The sequence below is a fragment of the Amycolatopsis sp. NPDC059657 genome (assembly GCF_042734395.1).
Taxonomy (GTDB): Bacteria; Actinomycetota; Actinomycetes; order Mycobacteriales; family Pseudonocardiaceae; genus Amycolatopsis.
Genome location: NZ_JBHWEB010000046.1, coordinates 20,624 through 45,053 on the forward strand (window position 1 = coordinate 20,624; position 24,430 = coordinate 45,053).

Below are 24,430 nucleotides of genomic sequence, written 5' to 3' on the forward strand. Positions count from 1 at the left end.
TGGTTCTCCTACGTTTCGTACTCGTCGGCGGGGGCTTCTCCGGCGACCCCTGGCAGCACCGCCCGCACGGTGGAGCCCGCGGGTGAGCTGGCGATCGTCAGCCGCCCGCCGAGCCGTCTCGTGCGCTCGCGCATGCCGTCGAGACCGAGGTGCCCGGGGTGCGGCTCCTCGGGGTCGAAACCCGTGCCGTCGTCGGTGATCTCGACGACCAGTGTGCCGCCGTCCACCGCCAGCGTGACATCGACCCGGCTCGGGCCCGCGTGCTTCACGCTGTTGTGGACAGCTTCCTGCACGACCCGGAACAGCTCTTCCTCGGCCCGCTCGGACAGCGGTACGCGGTCCTCCGGCGCGTGCACCAGGATCTGGATGCTCTCGCGGACGGCGATGGCGGCCGCCCGTTTGCGGATCGCTTCGGAGAGCCCGTCCTCGTGCAGCGCGTCGGGCCGGAGCTGGAACAGGGCCGCGCGCATCTCGGCGAGCGCGCCCTGGGTGAGGCCGCGCAGCTCGGTCAGGCCGCGCGCGACCGGGCCCACCGGATCGCCGCCTTCCTTCTGCACCGCGAGCTCGACCGCGCGGGTGTGCAGCGTCATCGAGAACAGCGCCTGCGAGACGGAGTCGTGCAGTTCGCGGGCGAGCCGGTGCCGCTCCTCCAGCGCGGCGACCTGGGACGCCTCGTCGAGCAGTTCCATGACCTCTTCGACGCGCAGCTGCTCCTCGCCGACGACCGAGGCGATCATGATCCGCGCCGAGGCAGCGCCGACGGAGCCCGCGAGCAGGGTCTCGGCATGCTGCACGAGTTCGGGGGCCGCCTCCGCATCGGGGGCGACGGCGAAACCACGTTCACGCGCATACTTGTCCAACGCGCCATCGGCGCCCACGAAACGCTCGGTGAGCGTCCGCAGCTCCCCCACGGTCACCCGGCCACGCCAGATCCTCGGCCGTTCCGGGTCGGCCAGCGCGTCGACGAACAGCACCGCCTGCGCCCGCTCGGCCGCGTTGGGCGGACGGCCCACGAGCGAGACCGCGAAGTAGCCGCCGATGTTGACGAGCATGCTCCAGAACATCGCGTGCCCGACCGGGTCCATCCCGGTCAGCCCGAACAACGCCTGCGGGCGCAGCGCGGCGATCCCGAACGGCCCGTCGGCCAGTAACGTGCGCGGCAGCAGGCCCGCGTCGGCGAACGTCGGCAGCGCCAGCGTGTACGCCCACACCGCGAAGCCCGCGGACATCCCGGCGAGCGCGCCGTTGCGGGTGCCGCCCTTCCAGAACAGTCCACCGAGTATCGCGGGCGCGAACTGCGCGACCCCGGCGAACGAGACCAGCCCGATGGACACCAGTTCCGTGCCCTGGCCTGCGAACCGGAAGTAGGCGTAGCCGAGCAGCATCACCAGCACGATCGCGATCCGGCGCACGGCCAGCGTGACGCCGGCCAGGTCACCGCGCCTGGTCAGCCTCGGATAGCGGCGCAGCAGGATGGGCACCACCAGCGAGTTCGACACCATGGTGCTCAACGCCACCGTCTCCACGATGATCATGCCGGTGGCCGCGCTCAGGCCGCCGACGAAGACCAGGAGTGTAAGCGCTTCCTGCGCCGACGCCATCGGCAGCGCCAGCACGAAGGTGTCCGGATTGACCGACCCGCCGAACCGCAGCAGCCCGGCGGCCGCGATCGGCAGCACGAAGATGTTGATCACCAGCAGGTACAGCGGGAACATCCAGATCGCCCGCTTGAGGTGACCTTCGTCGACGTTCTCGACCACGCCGACCTGCCATTGCCTCGGCAGCAGGAGCACCGCGAGCCCGGAGAGCACGATCATCCACGTCCACGTCGCCGTGGTGCCGCCGAGTGAGAACAGCGCGGTGAGCTTCGCGTGCGCGGCCTGGGTGAAAAGGTCGCCGAAACCGCCGTACAGCCCGAAGGTCACGAAGACGCCTGCCGCGACGAACGCGACCAGCTTGACCACCGACTCGAACGCGATCGCCGCGACCATGCCCTCGTGCCGCTCGGTCGCGTCGAGATGCCTGGTGCCGAACAGGATGGTGAACCCGGCGAGCAGCAAGGCCACGTAGAGCGCGGTGTCCTGGAAGAAGGGGACGGCCGAGGTGGGCCCCGGATGGCTGCGAATGACCTCGAAGGTGGTCGACACCGCCTTGAGCTGCAACGCGATGTACGGCACGACCCCGAGCACCGCGATCACGGTGACCAGCCCGCCGAGCCAGGTGCTCTTGCCGTAGCGCGCGGAGATGAAGTCGGCGAGCGAGGTGATGCGGTTGCGCCTGCTGATCCGGATGATCCGGCGCAGCACCAGCCAGCCGAGTCCGAACATCAGCGTCGGGCCGAGATAGGTGGTCAGGAAGCCGATGCCGCTGGTGGCCGCGCGGCCGACGCTGCCGTAGTACGTCCACGAGGTGGCGTACACGGTCAGCGAAAGCGCGTAGATCGTGCCGCGGCTGATCAGGCTCCGGCCGGCGTCGGCGCGGCGGTCGCCGTAGAACGCGACCGCGAAGAGCACGGCGAGGTAGGCGACGGAAACCGTGACCACGACCCAGGTCTGCAGCACCGCTTCAGCCCGAGCGTCCGGCGAGCACGGCGGTGAGTCCGATGAGGACGGCCCAGACCACGAACAGGTAGGCCCAGATCACCGGGACCCCGAAGACCTGGGCGCCGGTGTTGAACACCGACAGCAGCGGTGGCACCAGCAGCACGAATCCGAACACTGTTATCAAAATGAGGCGCCCATTGAACGACTGGTCGTCCTCCGGCCCGGTCATTCCGCCGCGTCCCGTCTCAGCCACCCGCGCCCCCATACACCCTTGCCGCGATTCCGCCCGCGAAATACCGACGATCTCCGTCAAGTCGGGCCAGCGTAGAACGCGCGGCGCGGCATTGCACCCCGGAAGCCGCTCAGCGGGACGGGCACACGGCAATCGCACTCGCGAAGGCGCGGAAAACAGGGAACGGAATCTTTGTGCGGCGCGCACAAAGATTCCGTTGTGCGCGCCGCACAGCGCGCGCGGAAACCCCAGTTGGGCAGGATCTCGACCCGTCGCCCGCCCGCGCGGCCTTTGGTACGCGGGGCGTGGCCGCCGAGCGGGCGGCGGGGTGAAAAGTCCGATTTGGATCCGGTGAAAATTCTTGTGCGGCACCGGCGTGTCGCGAACCGGCAACGCCTCGCCCGTGAGGCCGCTGAGCACCTCTCAGTCGACGCGGACGTGGAGCGTCTCGAGCCCGCGCAGCAGCGGGTCGTCACGGAACACCGGCGCGGGCTTGTCGGGGTCGAGCCGCAGGTTGGGGAACCGCGTGACGAGCTTCGAGAAGTACGTCTGCCCCTCGATGCGGGCCAGCGCGGCGCCGATGCAGAAGTGGATCCCGAAGCCGTAGCCGAGCTGCCCGTTCGGCTCGCGGGTGATGTCAAGCCGTTCCGGGTCGGGGAACCGCGCGGGGTCCCGGTTGGCCGCACCGACGACCGGGTACAGCAGCTGGTCCTTCTTGATCAGCTGCCCGCCGATCACCACGTCCCGGGCGGCCTGCTGCGGGGTCATGATCGGGGCGGGCCCGTCATAGCGCAGCAATTCCTCGGCCGCGTTCGGCGCGAGTCCCGGGTTTTCCCGCAGCAGCCGCATCTGGTCCGGATTACCGAATAATGCAAACGTTCCATTGGCGAGGTAATTCGCGGTCGTCTCCAGTCCCGCGTTGAGCATCGCCATGCAATTGAGGATCAGTTCCTCGTCGCTCAGTTTCCCGTCCGGACCGGTCAACGTGACCAGAGTCGACAAAAGGTCGTCCTTCGGGTCCCGGCGCCGCTCCTCGATGAGCTCGATCAGCCGTTGGTTGAACTCGTTGAGCCCGACATGCGCCGCCGACGCGATGGCGGGCGCGTCCTTCGCGTACTGGGCGCCGAGCAGCTGCATCATCTCGGTGGACAGGTGCGTCATCCGCTCGTGGTCCTCGCGGGGCACGCCGATGAACTCCATGATCACCGTGGACGGCAGCGGGTAGGCGATGGCGGTCATCAGGTCGCCGCCGCCGTCGGCCTCGATCCGGTCGAGCAGCCGGTCGGTGACCGCCTCGACCTGCGGCCGGTACGACTCGATCAGCTTGGGGGTGAAGGCTTTGCTCATCAGCCTGCGCACCCGCGTGTGGTACGGCGGGTTCGCGAACGGGAGCATCAGCCCGAGCTGGCGCTCGAAGTCCGCCATCCGGTCGCGCATCACCTGCGGCACGGACGCGAACAGGTAGTCGGTCACCGGCGGCCGCAGGATCGAGTGGTTGCGCAGCAGCTTCGAGACGTCGTCGTAGCGCGTGAAGATCCAGCCGCCGACGGTGTCCTCGTAGTGGATCGGCGCGCTTTCCCGCAGCGCGCGGTAGAACGGGTACGGGTCGTTGAGGAACGCCGGGTCGAGCGGGTTGAACGCGATCGTGGTCTCGGCTTTCGAACGCGTGGATTCGGCCTGGATCAACGTGTTCGCGCTGCGCCGCTCCTCATCGGACAGTGCGGAGTGGACGGCGGCGGCGACCTTCTCGTCGTTCGGCTCGACGAACATGGTGAAGTGGTCGCCGGGGATCTCGACCAGCTCCAGCTCCCCCAGCTCGACCTCTTCCCAGCCGTTCGCGGGCAGGTCGAGCTTGAGCGCGGTGTTGCGGTGCGGCTTCATCACCGGCGGGAAGCCGTCCATGGCCTTGAGCAGGGTGACCTTGAGATCGGACGGCCGCGGCTGGTACTTGACGTTGGCCTCGATGTTCGCCTGGTAGACGCGGAGCATGTTGCCGATGTGCTCCTCGACCGGCAGCGAGCCGTTCGCGCCGAGGAACCGGCCGAGCCGCTCCTTCTGCTCGGACACGGCCAGCTCCGGGTCGATCTCGACACCGGCGGGCCCGCCCGATTTGAACGCGAGCCGGTTCATGGTGAGCAGCTCTTCGATGGCAGCCGGGTCGTCCTCGGGCGGCAGCGGCTGGCCGGGGATCGGGACGTACGAGTCGAGCAGCACGATCCGCGTGACCTCTTCACCGGCTTCGCGCAGCTGGCGGCCCATCTCGTAGGCCACCACACCGCCGAACGAATGCCCGCCGAGCAGGTACGGGCCGTACGGCTGGACCAGCCTGATCGACTCGATGTACCGCGCGGCCAGCTCCTCGACCGTGTCGAGCGGGTCCTCGCTGCCGTCGTAACCGGGCGCGCGCACGCCGTAGAACGGCCGCGCGGAGCCGACATCCCTGGCCAGCTGCAGCAGGTAGTACGCCGCGCCGAGCGCGCCGCCGACGCAGAAGAACGGCCGCGCCGCCGTCAGTCCCAGAAGGAGGGTCGAGTTGGTGGTGGTGACCTCGGCCGGTTCTTCCGCGACCGCGAGGTGTTCGGCGATCGACTCGATCGTCGGGTGCTCGAGGAACAACGTGTGCGGGATCCGGAAACCGAGCCAGTCCGAGAGCCCCGACTGCAGCGCGGCGACCGACATGGACTCCAGCGCGAACCGGTCCAGCCGGACGGTCGGGCTCACCTGCTCGACGGGCAGCCGCAGCTCGGCGGCGACGTTCTCGACCAGCCAGTCGCGCAGAGCGTCCACAGTGGGCTCCGGCCGGTTGAGCAGGACAGGTTCCGCGGCCGGCGCGGCGAGGAAATGCCCGAAGACGTCGTCGCCGCCGTCGAAGTGCTCGCGCACGAGTTTCCGGCTGTACGCGACCGTGCACTCGACCAGCTCGTACGCGGGCAGGCTGCCCGCGTGGAAGGTGTGCCGCTGGCCCTGCAGGTGTTCGATCCGGTCGTAGACGCCGTCGAGGATGTCCTCGCTGCCGAAGTGCGGCAGGAAGCGCCAGCGGCGCTGGGTGTGCACCTCGACGAGTTCGCCACCCATGCGTTCGACGTTCTCCCGCAGCTTGGCGACGATGTCGTCACCGTCGAGCCCCGGCTCGCCATAGGAGTAGCAGGCGTAGACGTCCTGATCCGGATACCGGTGGTGGAACGCGACGGCGTGCCCGCGCGGGGCCGAGGGCCGGGTGTGCTGATCGACCAGGAAGAACGCGGACTTGGGCAGGCCGGTCGCGGTGATCACCGTGGTGTAGTAGTCCATCACGCGGACGCGCCCGGCGAGTTCCCGCTCCTCCGGCGTCGCGTCGAGCACCGGCAGCAGCTGGTCGAGCGGGACGGTCACCACGAGGTCGTCGGCCGTCACGACACCTTGGCAGGTCGTGATCCGCACGCTTTCGGCACGCGCGTCCGGGTCTCGCTCGATCGCGGAAATCGTTACCCCGCACCGGACATCACTGAGCTGCGCGGCGACCTTCTCCCACAGGCCCTTGAACCCGCCGAGGATGGTGAAGCTGCCGGTGTGCCCGAGCAGCTCCGGTTTGGCCGAGAGCAGGCCGGTCATCTCGGCGTACTTCACGAAGTAGAGCGCGGGCAGGTCGCCGGCGAGATAACCGTATCCGGCGGCGGTGTAGCCGATGCCGAGCGACTCGGCCAGCGACTCGAGGCCTTGCTCGGCGAGCCACTCCGAGACGGGCTGAGCCAGCGAGCGTGCCGAATGCGCGAGACCCGGTTCGGCGATCTGCGGGAACAGGCGGTCACGCAGCTCCGCGTACTTGCCGAACGTCTCACGCCGGAAGAACGCCGTGCTCTGCGGCTTCGCCTCGCCGTGGTCGATGTCGTAGACCCGGTGCGGGGTGGTGTCCTCGGTCGGCATGCCGAGTTCGCCCGCGAGCTGGGCGACGTTGGCGTACTGGGTGGTGCAGACGTGCCCGCCGAGGTCGTACGCGCGGTCGTCGATGTCCACCGACTCGCATTTGCCGCCGACCTCGGGCAACGCCTCCAGCACGATCGCGCGGTGCCCGGCGCGTTCCAGCTCCCGTGCCGCGCTCAGGCCCGCCGGTCCGGCGCCGATCACCGCGACCGTCCGCTTAGGACCGCCCTCAGTGGAGTGCCCGGAGAACGGGCAGCCGATCATCTTCTTCGTGGACGGTTCGGCCGGTTCTTCGAGACGTGCGGCCGCGCTCAGGCTGTACAGCAGGACACGCAGGTGGTTCAGCGAAGCGTTCTCGTACGGCGACGTCGCCAGCACGCTGCCGAGCGACTCCGGCGCGACCGCGGGGCTGAACCGCAGCCCCTCGATCTTCGCGTTGGTGACGAGCGAGTCGAGGTGCAGCGTCGCGAGGTCGGTCCACGGCAGGTCCCACGGCCGCATACAGTCGAGCGCGAGCTCGTTCTCCTCGTCCGATTCGGTGACCGGGTGCAGCTGGACCTGCAATGTCCCGCCGATCGGGCCGCCTTCGAGTATCCGCTCCCGCAGTTCGAGATGCAGGAAGTTCTTCGGCCGGGGATCGTCGAGGTCACCGGGATCGCGCGGGTTCTCCGCGGGCGGCTCCGGCGGCAGGCCGCGCCCCTCGAAGTCGACATGCCCGGTGTCGGGGGCGCCGGTCGCGGGCAGCAGCCGATACCGCACGAGATATTGGGTGCCGTCCGCCGCGAGATAGCCGGTCGGCGCCTGCGAGTAGTAGTGATAGTCGGCGAACGTGCTGGCGTAGCGGTAAAGCCGCCAGCCGTTCCGCTTGAACTCCGGCACCTCGCGGTCGATGTTGTCCGCGTCGCCGTTGGAGTACCGCAGGAACATGTCGGCGGTGCGCAGGAAGAACAGCTCACCCGTGTTGAGCGAGAGGTCGAGCAGCGCGTCCTCGGTGCCGGGGTCGCGCAGGCGGAGCGTGATCCCGCGGATCGAGGGCGCGATGTCGTCGCTCTCGACACCGTTGCTGTACCGGGCGATGACGTCGAATTCCCGGCCAGGCCTCAGGAAATCATGCGCGGGCAGGTCGAGCGCGTCGTTGAGCTTGAGCGTGCCCGCCGCCGTGGTCGCGGTCTTGTGGAAGGTACGCGCCCGCGTCATCCTGGCCGCCTCGACCAGCGGCGACAGGCCGTCGAGCACCGCCTGGAAGTCGTCGTCGACCTCTAGTAGGCGCGGGTCGTCGACCCCGTTCGAAAACCGCATCACGCCTCCACACTCTGCTGAACCGAAACCCGGATCGTGGCAGGCGAAGAGTTGATCTCCCCGCTGACGAAAGCCTGTTTGCAGGCGAGCCGCCGTACCTTGCCGCTCGTCGTCTTGCGCACCGTGCCCGCCTTGCCGACCACGACCGCGTGGCACGCGAGCTGGTGGTCCTCGTAGACCTGGCGCCGGACGGCCTCGACGATCCCGTCGACGTCGGCCGCGGTCACCTTCTCCTGCCTGGTCTCCACGAAGAGCACGAGCTGCTCGCCCTGCTCGTCGTCGACGGCGAACGCCGCGACCCCGCCGGGGCGCACGAGCGGGTGCACGTCGCGGACGCAGTCCTCGATGTCGGCAGGGTAGAGATTGCGGCCACGCACGATGATCAGGTCCTTGAGCCGCCCGGTGATGAACAGCTCGCCCTCGTGGAAGAAGCCGAGGTCGCCGGTGCGCAGGTAGTCGCCGTCGTCACCTTCGGCGCGCGCGTGGAACGTGTCGTCGGAGTCCATGCCCCAGTAGCCGAGTCCCTTGGTCGGCGAGTCGACCCACACCTCGCCGACCTCGCCGTCACCGCACGGGACGCGGGTCGTGGGGTCGACGATCCGGACCGCCCCTGGCTTGGTGATCCGGCCGCAGCCGAGGTAGGTGACGCCGTCCGGCGCGAGCACCACCTTGCCACCCTCCAAAGAGGACTTGTCGACCGTGAGCGCCGCGCGTCCGCCCATCGACACGCTCACCGAGGTCTCCGCCAAGCCGTAAGCGGGATAGAAGGCGTCGCGCTTGAGGCCGGTGTCCGCGAACGCGGTGAAGAAAGCGTCCACAGTGGAGGGCCGGATCGGCTCGGCAGCCGACATGACCACCCGCAGCGAGCCGAGGTTCCAGGCGGCGCGCTGGGCCGCGGTCGTCTTGCGGACCGCGAGTTCGAACGCGAAGTTCGGCGCGGCGGTGTGCGTGGCACCGACCCGCGACATGACCTCGAACCAGACCGAGGGGCGCTGCAGGAAGGTCATCGGTGACATCAGCGTGCTCCGCCCGTTGCCCGCGATGGTCGAGCAGATCACGCTGATCAGCCCGAGGTCGTGGTACTGCGGCACCCAGAAGACGCCTCGGGTGTCCGGACCGAGCGCGAGGTCGGCGGCGTTCGCGGCGACCTCGCGCGCGAGGTTGCCGTGGGTCAGGATCACGCCCTTGGGCGCCGAGGTCGAGCCGGAGGTGTACTGCAGGAACACCGGATCGCCGAGGTCGGGTTCGTGCCAGGTCACCGGGCCGGACACGGTCTTCTTCTTGTCGGTGCGGTACCAGCCGAGACTCGGCCAGCTCGGCGCGTCCTTGCTGAAGAAGCTGGTCACCGTGCCCGCCGTGCGTGACCGGTCGTACAGGCTGCTGGTGAGCACGCCGCGGGCGCCGCAGTTGTCCACAATGGCCGTGAAGGTGGCGAGATCCTTCTTCAGCTTGAACGGATTCGGCGGGTAGACAGGCACCGGGAGCACCCCGGCGGCCAGACAGCCGAGGAACGCGCCGATGAAGTCCAGCGAGGGCGGGTAGACCAGGACGGCTCGATCGCCCGGCTGGAAACCCCACTCGCGCAACGCTTCCACGACCCGGTCGGCCGCCTCGCCGAGTTCGCGCACGGTCAGGCTGGCCTCGGTCTGTCCCTTCTCGTCGACGAAGGTGAACAGGCGACGGTCCGGATCGGCCGCGCGCAGCCGCTGGAACGAGGCAAGGATGTGCTCGGTCACGGGAGCCTCCGGGGGATGAGTCAATTTCGGACGATCACGGCTTCGGCGCGGTGCTCCAGCTCCACGCGGTACGGGGTGCCCGCGACATGCGCGACGAGCGGGTCTTCACCGAGGTCGACGGCGGACGGGTGCACCCGCGCCTGGCGTGCCACGTGGTCGCGGACGGCGATCTGCACGAGGTGGTCACGGCCGCGTGCCGACGGCGGCAGGCCGTAGACCTGGGCGACCGTGCCGACGAGCCAGTCACACTGCTCGACATCGGACAGGGTGAGCGTCGTGCTGCCAGCCTTGGTGCGCGACAGGCCGAGACCGTCCACGTAGGTCCGATCGCGAAGGAAGGCGCGGCGGTGTTCCGGTGCCGCGGTGCCGAAGGATCCGGTCGGCATGAGCACTTCCACCAGCCGCATCGCGACCAGCACCCGGCCGCCGGCGATCAGCTGCAGGTCGATGAGCGGGAACCGGCCGTCGAGCCCGGCGAACCTGGCCTCCACCTGGATCTCACCGGTGTCCGGCAGCGGCGCGAACTGCTCGAAGCGGCTGATCCGGCACGGATACGCGACCTGGCCGCTCGGGATCGAACTGACCCACTGCCACAGGCTGTCGTGCGGGATGACGTGTGTCGCCGCGTCCAGCAGCCCCTGGTTCAACCGTCCACGAGGGACACTCCCCTGCCCGGCGTCGAGCACGCCGGAGGCGCCGTTCGACCCTCGCCGCAACGACTTCAGGTACTGGAAGGCCGGTCCGTGGAACAGCGAGCCGGAGGTGTAGAAGCCGGTCACCGTTTCGACATTCGCCAGCGGGGCAAGCGTTTGCGGGGGCGGACCGGGCGTGCCGATGGTCGCGGTGGCCACGGGTTCGAAGCGGGACAGCTTCGGCGTCGCCGCGTCACGCCACGCCAGCAATGTCGACTTCTCGCCGTCCTTTTCGGACTTGAGCCGGATCGGCCTGGTGGCGGGAAGCCAGCGCCGGAGTTCGATGTCCTCCAGCACGAACGCGTCCGAGTCCGGCGCGAGGCGGTCCACGACGGACATCATCGGCAGTGCCGGAACCGTCCATGTCGGACGGTGGTCGTTGAGCCAGGTGTCGGCACCCGCGTCGAGCACCTCTTCACCGGCCGGGTCACCCTCGACCACCCGCACGCCGAGATCGACCGCGCTGTAGATGCGCTTGCCGTCGACCCACAGCCACGCCTTGGCCCTGGCGTGGTCCCCGCCGAACTCGGTGATCTCCAGCTCGGTGCTGATCACCCCATGCGTCGGAATGACCTGGCCGCGGTATTTCCAGACCAGCGGCCGGTCCGCGGTCAGCGCCTCGAACCGGGGCGCGGTCATCCCCGCTCCGGCGCCGCGCTCGATCAAGTAGAACTGCAGGAGCTGGTACATCGCCTCGATGCCGAGCGAACCCGGCTGGACGGGGTCCTGGAAGAAGTGGGCCTTGAAGAACCACTCCCCCGCGTCGACGTCCTTCTCCGCGCTGAGCCGCCCGAGCCCCGCCTCGCCACCGGCGGGGTCGTACCCGGTGACCCTGTCGAGCATGAGCAGCATCGGGCCGGCGAGCCGGAGCGGGCCGCCGCAGTACTTCTCCGGGCGCGAGGCCAGGTCGATCACCGGCCCCGGCGGCGCGGCGATCGCGGCACGCTCCACATCGGACGCGCGCAGGCCCTGCTGGTCCTCGAAGGCCGACTTCGGGAAGAACCCGAAAACGGTGTCCATCTTGAACACGGACGCGTCGTCGGCGAAACACTCGACGTCGAACGAAACAATGATCATGGTCCCGGTCACCGAGATGTCCCGGAGGGTGGCATGCGTGCGAATCACCTTTGTCTCTGGCGTGATGTAGCCGGAGATCATGCCGTCACCGTCGAGATTACGGAAGAGCAGATCGTCGTCGATTTCCACCGCGCAGCCCGCGAAGGACGCGAGCCAGCCACAGGGCTGCAGCGCGACCTCCATCAGCACCGCGAGCGGCATCGTGCCGTGGTTCTCGTCGAAATACCACACCCGATCAGGCACTTCGTAGTCCGCGACGACCGAACTGCCGACCTCCATCCCGCCCAATTTCCCGGTGGTTTCCGCGATCCGGGTCATGAAGTGATAAGGCGGTCCCGGTAAACGGGCCACCCGGCGGTGACCGTCGAAGCGGGAATACAACTCGCCGAAAGCGCCGGACGGTTTTCCCCAAGCACAGGAAAGCAACGATTCGTAACCGAACCGGACACCGTCGACCTCGGCGACCACGCCGGTCTCCGGCTCGGCGAGCAACCGGTCACGCCACTGCTCGAGTGGCCAGTCGGGCACGAGCCGCAGGCCCACCCGCTTGGCATGGAACGCCTTCACACCATCCACAGTGCAAAGTACGTCGGCGAACACCGTGGGGTTCGGTCCGGCGGAAAGTTCGATCACGAAAACCTCGTACGCGAGGTTCTTGCCGGCGGGCGTCACCTGCCCACGGCACCGGAGGTCGTAGGCCTCACCCGGCACCGGCTCGAACCGCCACGCGTCGTTGCCGATGGTGAACCCGCAGGCCGCGAGGTAGAACGCCATGGATTGCAGACAGCCCTGGAACATCAGCGTGCCCGGCATGCACGGGTCGTTCTTGAAGTGCCCCTCGAAGAACCAGTCGCCGGTGGTGATCGGTGTCTCGGCGCGCAGGTAGCCGCGGCGCCACGGCCCGCCCGCCGGTTCGAAGTCGGTCACCTCCCGCAGGAAAAGCAGGTCTCCGTCATCGATCCGCGGCGACCGGCTGTGCGAGCGCGTGACGTCCCAAGCCTTGCCGAAGCAGTCGGCAGGACGGCCTTCGGCGAACGCGCGCACGGCGTCGGCGTCGTAGCGGCGGGGCGCGCCGGTGATGGCGGGCGGGTCGAGCCGGCCGGACGGCGGCTCCTCCCGGCTCGGGTCCCAGATGACACCCGCGCTGGCGGCCAGCTCTTGATCGGTGAAGAACCCGGCCTGTCCTTTGCGGACGGAAAGCCGGAGTTCGCCATCGACGTGGCAGTCGTAGTGGAAGAAGAACAGGCGGATACCGTTGAGCTCGGCGTGGTCGTCGATGTGGATCTCGTACTCGAGCTTCTCGCCCGGCTTCGGCGGACTGCCGTGGAAGGTGAGCTCGCAGCCGAGCAGGCGGTACACACGCTCGCCGCGGTTGAGCAGGTCGGCGCCTAGCCAGCTGATCAGCAGCAGGTCGGCCTGGCCTGCCTCGACCAGTACGCCAGGCGGCATGCGGCCGGTGCTGTCGAGGTACCAGCTGCCCGGTTCGACATCGGTCTCGGTCCGGATGGTACCGGTGCCCATCGAGCCGGCGACGGCGTCGATCGCGATGACGCGGTCGGCGAGCAGCATCGGCGGCGACGGCATCCTGGTCTGCCTGGCGTACCCGTCCTGCGCGGTGAACAGCTCACCGAATAGGTCCGAGATCTTGCCGACGGCAAGGTGTTCGAGCTGTTTCCGGTCGAACAGCGGCCCCTTGGTGTCCACTGTGGACAACACCGGCGGCAGGTGGGGCGCACGCGCCATGGTGGTCTCTGGCACCTTGATCTCCGGGAGGTGAGCGGGCAGCGTGACGACGCGGTCCGGTTCGTTTTCGGCGGGCAGCGACGCGGCGAGCCGGTCGAACAGCGCTGGGGTGTTCACGGGGACGCCTGCCGCGACGAGTTCCGCCGCGACACGGGACAGCTGCCGGACACTGCGGCCGTCCTGCGCGTCGAGCGGGATCGCGAGGTGCTCGCGGTCGCCGAGGGTCCGGCGGATCCAGTCGGTGCAGAGTGCTTTCGGGCCGTGCTCGAGGAAGATCCGCACACCGTCGTCCCACGCCCGCTCGACGGTGCCCGCGAAGTCCATGGTCCCGACGGCCTGCGCGGTCAGCGCGTCGGCCGCGCGTTCCGCGGTCGGCAGATAGGACCCGGTGGTGGCGCAGCTGTAGAAGCGGACGCCGTCGGGTGGCGTGGCAGGCCGGTTGTGCAGCCGCCACCACTGCCCGCGCACCTCGGCCAGTTCCGGGGTGTGCACGGCGAGTTCGTACGGCACCGGCAGCGTGTACGCGGTGTCGAGTCTGCCGAGCACCCGCTCGCACGCGGGCACGTCGCCGCCGATGAGGCACGAATCGGGCGAGTTGATCGCGATCAGGTGCGCGGCGACCTCGCCGTCGAGCGCCTTGCGCACGAGGTCGGGCTCGACGCCGACCAGGTAGTTCTTCCAGCGCGTGCCCGCGATCCCCGCACGCGCCCACGCACGGTGGATCGCCGCGAACTCGCCGGCGACCTCGCGGGTGAACATGCCCGAGGCGTTCATCTCGGCGATCAGCGCGCGCATATCGGTCCAGACGCCGAGCGCGACGAGCGCGTTCGACTCGCCCGCGGAGTAACCGAGTGCCGCGGTGGGCTTGAGCCCGAGCAGGTCACGGCTGACCCGGGCATGCACCTGGCTGAGCAGCGCGGTGCCCCAGATCTGGTCGAGCACCGTGCGCGGTGCGCTGCCGGAGCCGTCGAACGCCCAGGCCGCCGCCTCGCGCACGGAGCCGGACCTGGTCTCGATCTCCTCGAGCAGGTCGGGGAACGCGAGCAGGAGTTCCCGGCCCATGCCGGGGTACGCCGAGATCCCGCCGGTGAAGACGAAGCCGATCTCACCGGTCAGCGGGGTCTCGCGGAAGGCGACGCCCTCGGGTTTCGGTCCGCCGCTGATGAGCCAGCGCTTGGCTGCCTCGTCGTTGTCGCCGAGGAGCACCAGCCGGGCGGGGCCAGTGTCGGACTCGCGACCCGCGTCGAGCGCTTGGATCACGCCTTTCTTGTCGGCCCCCGAGTAGACGCGGAGCTTGGCGGGCCGTTCGGCGACCCATGGTTCGGACGTGCACGCCTTGACCAGCACACGCTTTTCCTTGCCCGCCAACGGCTTGATCGAGACTTCGGCCGCGCAGACGTCGAACGCGGGGTCCGCGGGCGCGCCGACGCGCGGAGTCGCCCGGTGCCTCAGTGCCAGCGCGGCCGTGGCCACGGCGAGCAGGCCTTTGGCGGCGTGCGGATTGCCGAACAGCTCGCCGGGATCGAAATCGAGGTCGCGATCGGTTTCGCTGGTCGCGTCCTCCACGAGCGCGATGACTTCGCTCTTGTCCGCATCGGACAGTCGTTTGAGGACGAGCACGACCGCCGCGTCGCCGGGTTTTCTTTCCAGACCAAGGTCTTTGAGGGCCTGCTGATGCACTGGCTCGTGGGAGAGGTCGACCGCGCCGACGACCGCGGCGTCCGCCTCACCGGTGCGCAACGCCCGCGCGGCGATCTCCAGCGCGACGATTCCCGAGGCCTCCTCGGCCGAGACCGTGAAGCTGGGACCCGCGAGATCGAGGTGGGAGTTGAGCCGGTTGGCGACGATGTTCGGCATGGTGCCGACGACGCCCGCGCTGGTGAGCACCGGCGTGAACGCGTCGCCGTCCTCCGCGCGCCAGCGTGCGCCGTACCGGGCGACCTCGGGGTCACAGCCCATGCCGACGAGCACCATCGTGCGCTCACGCGGGAGGTCCAAGCCTTTGACGGCCTCGCGCGCGGCCTCCAGCATCAGCAACTGCTGGGCGAGCGTCTGCTTCAAGTCCAGCGGCGGCACACGGAGTCCCGTGAGCTTGACGTCGACGGTCTCCCGTCGCTCGGTGTCCCCGGTGCCGCTGAACAGCGCTTCGCGGAGGTCGTGGCTGTTCTCACCGTTGCCGACCCTGGCGCCGATCGCGACGATCGCGATCGGCTCGGACTGCTTGGGCGGCAAGGGATCCACGGCTCCGCAAACGTCCACATCGTCCACGATCAAATGCGCGTTGTTCCCGCCGAACCCGAAAGCGCTGATCGCGGCACGCCGCGGCCCGGTCCACGGTTCGGGCTCGTGCAGGAGCCTCAGCGGGGTGCCGTCGAGCGCGTCGATCGGGGCGTCCGCGTTCAGCGTCGCCGGGCGGACACCGGCCCGCATGGCGCCGATCACCTTGAGCAGGCCCGCGACACCGGCGGCGGTGATCAGATGGCCCACATTGGACTTGGCCGAGCCGACGGCCAGTCCTTTGTGGTCGGCGAAGATCTTGGCGGCGCTGCGCACCTCGACGGCGTCTCCCACGGCTGTGCCGGTCGCGTGACACTCGAGCAGAGACACGGTTTCCGGCGCGACCCCGGCCATCTCGTACGCGAGCCGCATCGCCCGCTGCTGACCTTCCTCGGCGGGCGCGAGGAACCCGGCGCCGCGCCCGTCGTTCGACAGGCCGACCCCGCGGATCACGCCGAGTACTGGCTGGTCCGTCACGTCGGAAAGCCGCATCAGCGCGACGAAAGCGGCGCCCTCGGCCGGGACGAGCCCGTCGGCTCCCCGATGGAACGGGCGGCTCCGCCCGGTCCGGCTGAGCGCGGACAGCGCCGAGAACCCGACGTGGATGAACAGGTCGTCGGCGCAGTTGACCGCACCGGCCACCATCAGGTCGGCACCGCGGTCGTGCAGCCGATCGCAGGCGAGCTTGATCGCGTAGAGCGAGGACGCGCACGCCGCGTCCAGCGAGAACGCGCCGACGCCGAGGCCGAGCGCCTGCGCCGCGAGGTGCGCGGGCAGGCCGGACATGAACCTATTGCGAGCGTCGGAGCGCGGGGCGCCGCGCCAGACCTGCTCGGCGTACGCGGCCATCCCCGCGGTCGGGAAGGACAGGTTGCCCAGTACCAGCCCGGCCTTGGGCGCGGGGCCCTCCTGCCCGGCTTCGCGCAACGCCTCGCGTACCCCGTGCAGCACCCACTCGACCTGCGGATCGAGCCCGCGGGTGTCGATCGCGAACCCGGCCGGGTCGAACTCGAACCCCCGGACGTACCCGCCGATGTCACTCCACGTGCCGTCCTCCGGCGCGTCGGGGGTGGTCATCATCCGTTCGCGCGGCACCCGCCACCGGCCGTCGGGCGCGGGCCCGAGGCTGGTCCGGCCGTGCTCGATGTTCGCCCAGAACGCGTCCGGGCCGAGCGCGCCGGGCAGCACGGCTCCCCGCCCGACGATCGCGATCGGTTCGAAGCGCATGCCCACTCCCCTACGGCCGCTTGACCAGCGAAACACCGAGCATTTCGGCGCGCACGTCGCCGCTGTCGTCGACGAAGACGAGGTCGCACTCGGCGCCACCGGCGTGCACGGCCCGTGCCGTCAGGACGCACCGGACCGGACCGGCGGCCAGCCCTTTCCGGTAGGTCCGGCACTCGGTGACGCCCATCGGCAGGCTCGCGCCGAGCACCTGCTCTGCCCAGAGCAGCGCGAGCTGGAGGCCGCCGTCGATCACCGCGGGGTCGGTGTGCCAGGTCCCGCCGGGCCACCCGAGTTCCCGTGCTCCGGCGAGGATCGCGGTGCCGCCGTCCGCGCCGATCCACGGAACCTCTTGGATGGCCTGGAAGCTCGGACCATGGAAGAGCGTGCGTCCGTCGTAGACGTCGGCGCGCATTGGCTTCAGTCCATGGGGGACGGTCGGCGACGACGGCGTTCCCGTGAGCTGGCTCGCTTTCGCCCGGTAGTGCTTGCCTTCGACTTCCAGGCTGTCGCCGTCCTTGCTCACGGTGAGGGTGTCGTCGCCGGTCAGCACGATCTTGCGCAGCACGCTCAGATCCTTGATCACCTGCGTTCCGGTGGCGGCGAACCATTCCAGCACCATCGCCATCGGCACCACTGCCGAGCCTTCGATGGCGTGATCGTCCAGAAAGGACGGTCCATGGAGCCGGACGTCTCCTTTCGTGGCCGGTTCCGGCGCGAACGGCCCGGCGGCGACCACCACATGGGTGTCGCCCTTCCCGGTCAGCTCGGCGACGAAGGCCCGCGCGCCGGTTCCGACCTCGATCAGCGGAACCCCTTGGGCGGCGAAATGCTCGGCCAGCGCCGGGCTGACCATCCCGCCCGCCCACGGCCCCCACGCGATCGACCGCACCACACAGTCCGGCCGCTTCGCGCGTTCCGCGCACGCGACCTGGTTGAGCACCTCGTTGGCCATCGCGTAGTCACTCTGGCCCGGATTTCCCACATGCGCGGAGATCGACGAGAAGACACAGAGGACGGTCAGCGGATCCTTCTCGGTCGCGGCGAGCAGCGCCCGGAGCCCGTCCACCTTGGTGCCGAAGACCCGGTCGAACTGCTCATCGGTCTTCTCGGCGATCCGCTTGTCCGCGAGCACACCGGCGCCGTGGACGAGCCCGGTGATCGGCCCCCACTGTCCCCTGACGTCGTCAAGCGCTTCCGTGAGTGCCCGCCGATCGCGCACGTCGACGTCCAGGTAGCGCACCTGCGAACCGGCGGCGCGGATGGCGTCGAGGGTCTCGCGGATCTCCCGTGCGCCGAGCACGGCCTTGACCTGCTCGTTGATCTTCACCGGAGTGGGCTGGTCGGTGTGCTGCATGACCAGCCGCTTCAGCTGGGGTTCGTCGGTGATGCCGTTGAGGTAGGCGGGTTCCTCGTTCAACGGCGTCCGTCCTAAAAGGACCAATCGCGGCCGATGCGCCTTGGCGAGTTCCCTCAGCGCCTCCGCCGTCACCCCGCGAGCACCACCGGTCGCGACTATCACGGAGTCTTCGGTGATCGCACTCTTTCCGGTCTCGACCGTGCCGGCGACGGCTTCGACGGTCACCCGGGTCCCATCGGCACGCAACCCGACGTCCACAGTGGACCCACCGGTAAGCAGCTCCTTGACGATCGCACCCGCGATGGCCGAAGGTGTCCGGCTGCCCCGTTCACAGTCGATCGCCTTGACCGCGGCTTCCGGCCATTCCCGCGCGGCGGTCCGCGCCAACCCCGCGATCCCGCCGTACCAGGCCCGTTCCGAGCCACCATGCCCGAAGTCGCCCCCGGTGTCCTGCACGGTGACGAACACCCGGCAATGTTCAGCGACGGTCCGCGCGGCCCGGAAAACTTCGCGCTGCACCTCATCCGGGTCTCGGTCACTCAGCCCGCCGAGGTGGATGACCCCGTACGTCCCGTCGGCCGCCGTCCCGACCTCCGCCTGGACGCCCCGTGCCTCGAGCCGCGAAACCACATGCGCCGCGACACCCCGTCCATCGTCGGTGACAACGACCTTTCCGCCCCACAGCCCGGAAAGCGCGAGCCCCGACGCCTCCGCCTCGACCACCCGCACCGCGTGCCGGGTAAGGCCGTCCTTCGGCGTCGGCCCGCTCACGATCGACGTGTCCGCGGACGCCCGCAGCCAGTCGATGATGTCCCCCAGCGACCGCAGACTGCTCAGCGCGACCGGATCCACCTCGGGCAGCTCGATCTTCCCAGCCTGAATGGCCGACATGATCGCCACCCGTTTCACCGAGTCAATACCCAGGTCCCCGGCGAGATCCATGTACCCGGCCAGGGTCTCAACGGCATACCCGGTCTTCTCGGCGACAATCCGGAGCACCAGCCGTTCGACATCGGTCTCGGGCCGAATCGCCCCCGGCTTCTCCTCCTGCCCCCTCAGCCGCTCAACGATCTCCCCCAGCGACCGCAACTTCCCCAGCTCAACCGGATCCACCTCAGGCAACTCCGGCACAGCCCGCCGCACAGCCGACAGAATCTCCACCCGCTTAATGGAGTCAATGCCCAAGTCCGCCTCAAGATCCATCCCCGCCTCAAGCATCTCCACGGGATACCCGGTCTTATCGGCCACCACTCCGAGCATCACCCGCTCCAGGTCAGGCACGGTCGTGAGTGGTACGGCCGGTTCTAACCGGTCTAAACACTCACGACCCCTCAGCCGCTCCACAATCTCGCCCAGCGACCGCAGCTTCCCCAACTCAACCGGGTCCACCTCGGGAAGGTCAGGCGTAGCGCGACGCACGGCCGAGAGGATCTCCACCCGCTTGATCGAATCGATGCCCAGGTCCGCCTCAAGATCCATCGACGGGCTCAGCATCTCCACGGGATAACCCGTCTTCTCCGCCACCACCTCGAGCATCACGCGCTCCAGGTCAGACGGGGTCGTGAGTGGTACGGCCGGTTCTAACCGGTCTAAACACTCACGACCCCTCAGCCGCTCCACAATCTCGCCCAGCGAGCGCAGCTTGCCCAGTTCCACCGGGTCCACCTCGGGAAGGTCAGGCGTAGCGCGACGCACGGCCGAAAGAATCTCCACCCGCTTGATCGAATCGATGCCCAGGTCCGCCTCAAGATCCATCGACGGGCTCAGCATCTCCACGGGATAGCCCGTCTTCTCCGCCACCACCTCGAGCATCACGCGCTCCAGGTCGGATGGGGCGGTTTCGACGATGAGGCAGTGGCCTTGGACGTCGTCCTCGATGACCGGGGCTGGGATGCGGTCGGCCGGGGCGGGCGGGTAGGGCTTGCCGTAGTTGGCGCCGGAGAGCTTCTTGGTCATGCGGGGCTTGGCATAGAGCTTCTCGGCCGGCGGGGCGTTGTGGTCCCAGAGTGCCTCGAAGTCGGCGGTGATGCCGTTGACCGCGAGCCTGCCGAGTGCCTCGTACAGCGCGGTGACGCCGTGGCGGCCCTTGCGGTCGAGGCTGACCGCGAGGTGGGGGCGGCCGTCGAGGATCTTGCCGACCAGACCGGTCAGCGTCGCGCCCGCGCCGACCTCGACGAACGTGCGTACGCCTGCCGCGTACATCGACTCGATCTCGTCGACGAAACGGACCGGGGCCGCGAGGTGGTCGGCGATGCGTGAGCGGATCTCCGAAGCGGAGGCCGGGTAGACGCCGGCGTCGGTGTTGGCGAAGACGTCGATGCGGGGCGCCGCGATTTCGACGTCGGCCAGGTACGCGCGCAGGACGTCCGCGGCCGGGGCCACGAGCGGTGAGTGGAACGCGGTCGCCGTGTCGAGACGGCGGGTGTCGACACCTGCCGAGGCGAATTTGCGTTCTGCAGCAGCGATTCCAGCAAGAGAACCTGATAGGACGACCTGGGTCGGGGCGTTGTGGTTCGCGATCCAGACGCCTTCGGGCAACAAGGGCGAGACCGTCTCGCGGGTGGCCGAGACCGCGAGCATCGCGCCGGGAACGGATGCCGCGTCGCGCATCGCCTCGCCGCGTTGGCGGGCCAGGCGGACCAGGGTCGCGGCGTCGAAGGCGCCTGCCGTGTGCAGGGCGACCAGCTCACCGAAACTGTGGCCCGCGACCGCGTCCGGGGAGATCTTCAGCGCGTCGAGGAGGCTGATCTGCGCCAGCGACTGGACCGCCAGCGCGGGCTGGGCCCACTCGGTCGCGGTCAGCGCCGCCTGCTGGGCGTCGCGTTCCCCGTCGCTGAAGACCGGGACGGGGAACACGACAGTCTGGAGTGGACGGTCACCGATACCGAGACCGGCCGCGGCGTCCCATACCTCGCGCGCGGCGGGGAACTCCATGGCCAGGTCGCCGCCCATGCCGACGTATTGGCTGCCCTGACCGGAAAACAGGAAGCCGACACGGCCCGAAGCGACGACACCGAACTCGTACATCACACCGGTCGGCGTGGTGAAAGGCTTCTCCGGCGCCATGGTCACAAAAGCGCACGCCTGCTTGAGTTTCGAAGCCAGATCGTCCACAGAGGACGCCACGACCGCCAACCTGGCGGTGTCGGCAGGCACGAACTCGCTCTGCGACTCGCGGGCGAGGTCGGCGAGCGGAACCGAGGTGTCGACGCGGTCCGCCTTGGCCAGCAGCTCGTGTGACGTCGCGGCGCTCAGCAGCACCAGCTCGGACGGCGCGGTATGCGACCGCCAAGCCGGGCGCGCGTGACCTTCCCCAGGCATGTATTCCTCCAGCGTCAGGTGGAAGTTGCTGCCGCCGAAACCGAAACTCGACACCGAGGCCCTGCGGGGATGGCTGGTGTCACGGATCCACGGACGGGCCTGCGTGTTCAGATACAACGGGCTCTCGGCGAGGCCCAGTTTCGGGTTCGGCCGGTCCACCTTGATCGTGGGCGGCAGCACCTTGTGGTGCAGCGCCAGCACGGCCTTGAGCATCCCGGCCGCGCCCGCCGCGGACTTCGTGTGCCCGATCTGCGACTTCACCGAGCCGAGCGCGCACCACTGGCTGTCCGCGCGGCCGCTTTCGGCGAACACCGTGCGCAGCGCCGTGAACTCCGCGAGGTCGCCCGCGGTCGTGCCGGTGCCGTGTGCTTCGACGAGTTCGACCGTGTCGGGGCCGTAACCCGCCGACTCGTACGCCCGGCGCAGTGCCCGCGACTGACCGTCGGCCAGCGGCGCGTAGATTGCGGTGCTGCGACCGTCGGACGCGGTGCCCAGGCCGCGCAGCACCGCGTAGACCTTGTCGCCGTCACGCTCGGCGTCGGCCAGCCGCTTCAGCGCGAACATGACCAGTCCCTCGCCGAGGATCGTGCCGTCGGCGGCGTCGGAGAACGGCTTGCAGTCGCCCGTCGGCGACAACGCGGGCGTCTTCGAGAAGCACATGTACATGACGATGTCGTTGAGCGTGTCGACGCCGCCGGTGATCACCATGTCGGCCTGGCCGAGCGCGAGTTCGTTGACACCGGCCGAAAGCGCGGCCAGCGAGCTCGCACAGGCCGCGTCGGTGGTGCAGTTCGTCCCGTGCAGGTCGAACTTGTTCGCGATCCGCCCGGCGACCACATTGGACAGCAGACCAGGGAAAGAGGCCTCCTGCCACGGCACGTAGTTCCCGGCGATGGAGTCGCACACCGCCTGCGCCGACGACTCCGGGATCCCGTTCTCCCGCAACGCCTTCAGCCACACCGGACGCTGCAACCGGCTGGCCATGGTCGCGAGCAGTTCGAGCGGCGCGGTACCCAGTATGACGCTGACCTTGTCACGGTCTATTTCGGACTGTCCGCCGACGTCGGCGAGCACCCGGTCCGCGACCATCAGGCTCAGCAGCTGCGTGGTGTCGGTCGCTTCGAGCTGGTTCGGCGGGATGCCGTACGCCATCGGGTCGAAGTCGACCGGGTCCAGGAAGGCGCCGCGTTTCCCGTAGGTCTTGTCGGGAGCCGACGGGTCGGCGTCGTAGTAGTCCTCGATGAGCCAGTGCGACTCCGGCACGTCCTTGATCAGGTCGCGGCCACCGAGCACGGACCGCCAGAAACCGTCCACATCGGACGAACCGGGTAGCAGCGCGGAGACCCCGACGACGGCGATGGGAAGCTGGGACATCATTGTCACCTCAGATGAGTCGACGCGGCGCGAACGAGAACGCCCGCGCGGGAACGGGAACGCCATACGTGCGGAGCTGGTGAGCACGGGTGACGACGGCGGCACCCTCCAGCAGGTTCAACGCGACCTCGACGACCGTGCGGTTCTCCGGTTCGGCGAGGAACGTGCCCTCGGTCCACCGGTTGAACGCGCCCATCGCCGGGCCGCACCAGATCTGATAGTCGAACCGCCGCGACGCGTCGCCCGCGATCGCCCACCGGCTCGCCTTGCCCAGATAGGACCGGAACACCAGCGCCATCTTGTGTTTCGGATCGGCCTCCGCCTTGTCCACTTCGGACGGATCACGATCACGCCAGAACGCCGCGGTCGACGCCCATGCCTCGTCGAGGGTCGCCTGCAGGATGTCGCGCTCCAGCCGGGCACGCACCGGAGCGGGGATCTCGTCGAAGCTCCCGAACGACCGGTACATCTCGTAGAGCTGACCGGCACGCGGCGCGAACATCGTGCCCCGGCGGAGTACCTGCAGCTTCACGCCCTGCTCGAACATGTCGGCCGCGGGTGCCATGATCACGTCCGCGACTTCAGCCTTGGCGAGCATTTCCTTGGCTTCCAAGGAAAGCCCGGCCTCCACACAGGACTGGTTCACCGATCCGGTGGCCACATAGGCCGCACCGAGCGCGAACGCCGCGGCCACCGCCTCGGGGGTGCCGAGCCCACCCGCCGCGCCGACCCGGACCGGCCGCGCGTAGCCACCGGCGAGTTCGTCGCGCAGGGAAAGAATCGTGGGCAGCAAAGCCATCAGAGGCCGGTTGTCGGTGTGCCCGCCGCTGTCGGATTCGACCGTGATGTCCTCGGCGACCGGCACCCGCGCGGCCAGAGACGCCTCCTCGGCCGTGATCTGCCCACGATCGAGCAGCACCCGCAGCAGTGAATCCGGCGCTGGCGCCATGAACTTCGCGGCGACCTCGGTCCGCGAGACCTTCGCGAACACCCGCCGCGCCCGCACGACCTCGCCGGATTCCAGCCGCAGCCCCGCGACCGCGCACCGCACGACGGCCGGGGTGAGATCCATGAACGCCGACGCCGAGACGATCGGCACCCGCCGCTCGATCAGCAGTTCCGCGACCCGGTCCTCGATCGCGCTCTCGTTCGGCGAGTGGATGAGATTGACACCCCAGTTGGGCGCGTCACCCAGCGCGCGAACAAGCTCGTCGACGTCGGCCTCGACCCGCGACGGCGCGAGCCCGCCCGCACCGTGGAACCCGAGCATCTCCGCGCGGGCCATCGCGATGACCATGGCGGGCGTGGCGATCCCGTTCGCCATCTCCCCCGCGACATAAGGAAACCGCACGCCGTGCGTCTCGCAGAACGACCGGTCACCGAGCCACTCCGGGAACAGTGGCGGCAACGTTCCCAGTAACCGGTAACCCTCACCGGTGTCCGTCATCGCGCCACCCAGCGCGACACCGACACCATGACTGTGCCCGTCATGCCCGGTCAGCAGGAACACCGGTTCACGGACCTCGGCGACCACCCGCGCGATGGCATCCGCGTCGAACGCGGGCGGCTCCGCGCCGGGAATCCAGGAGGCGACCGGCTGGTGGACCCGGCGTAGGGGAATCACCTCGGCGGTGGACATAGGGAGTGCACCC

Annotated in this window: 7 protein-coding genes; all 7 read right to left on the minus strand. The window is 69.2% G+C overall.

Features of this window, described 5'->3' with window-relative positions:
- Positions 1–8: 8 nt before the first annotated feature.
- The 7 genes from ACFV15_RS24470 to ACFV15_RS24500 all read right to left on the minus strand — a co-directional run bounded on the left by ACFV15_RS24470 (position 9) and on the right by ACFV15_RS24500 (position 24,417).
- Positions 9–2,561 (minus strand): histidine kinase, encoded by a 2,553-nt coding sequence (locus ACFV15_RS24470; RefSeq protein ID WP_378352908.1) that lies wholly within the window; start codon positions 2,559–2,561, stop codon positions 9–11.
- Positions 2,562–2,565: 4 nt separating this feature from the next.
- Entirely contained in the window at positions 2,566–2,796 is a 231-nt protein-coding gene (locus tag ACFV15_RS24475; protein ID WP_378352909.1) for a hypothetical protein, read from the minus strand.
- Positions 2,797–3,198: 402 nt separating this feature from the next.
- Positions 3,199–7,974 (minus strand): cytochrome P450, encoded by a 4,776-nt coding sequence (locus tag ACFV15_RS24480; RefSeq protein ID WP_378352910.1) that lies wholly within the window; start codon positions 7,972–7,974, stop codon positions 3,199–3,201.
- Entirely contained in the window at positions 7,974–9,710 is a 1,737-nt protein-coding gene (locus ACFV15_RS24485) for a fatty acyl-AMP ligase (RefSeq protein WP_378352911.1), read from the minus strand. Before ACFV15_RS24485 ends, ACFV15_RS24480 begins: the two co-directional genes overlap by 1 nt.
- Positions 9,711–9,730: 20 nt before the next feature.
- On the minus strand, positions 9,731–16,726 hold the full coding sequence (locus tag ACFV15_RS24490; RefSeq protein WP_378352912.1) for a beta-ketoacyl synthase N-terminal-like domain-containing protein: 6,996 nt from the start codon (positions 16,724–16,726) through the stop codon (positions 9,731–9,733).
- Positions 16,727–16,736: 10 nt separating this feature from the next.
- On the minus strand, positions 16,737–22,778 hold the full coding sequence (locus ACFV15_RS24495) for an SDR family NAD(P)-dependent oxidoreductase (RefSeq protein WP_378352913.1): 6,042 nt from the start codon (positions 22,776–22,778) through the stop codon (positions 16,737–16,739).
- A 10-nt stretch (positions 22,779–22,788) separates the two neighbouring features.
- Positions 22,789–24,417: a PfaD family polyunsaturated fatty acid/polyketide biosynthesis protein gene (locus tag ACFV15_RS24500; RefSeq protein WP_378352914.1), complete on the minus strand. Its 1,629-nt coding sequence runs from the start codon at positions 24,415–24,417 to the stop codon at positions 22,789–22,791.
- Positions 24,418–24,430 lie beyond the last annotated feature (13 nt).

Coding starts and splice junctions, on each gene's coding strand:
- ACFV15_RS24495 (WP_378352913.1), bottom strand. CDS start 22,778: ATGTCCCAGCTTCCCATCGCCGTCGTCGGGGTCTCCGCGCTGCTACCC.
- ACFV15_RS24480 (WP_378352910.1), bottom strand. CDS start 7,974: ATGCGGTTTTCGAACGGGGTCGACGACCCGCGCCTACTAGAGGTCGAC.
- ACFV15_RS24490 (WP_378352912.1), bottom strand. CDS start 16,726: ATGCGCTTCGAACCGATCGCGATCGTCGGGCGGGGAGCCGTGCTGCCC.
- ACFV15_RS24500 (WP_378352914.1), bottom strand. CDS start 24,417: ATGTCCACCGCCGAGGTGATTCCCCTACGCCGGGTCCACCAGCCGGTC.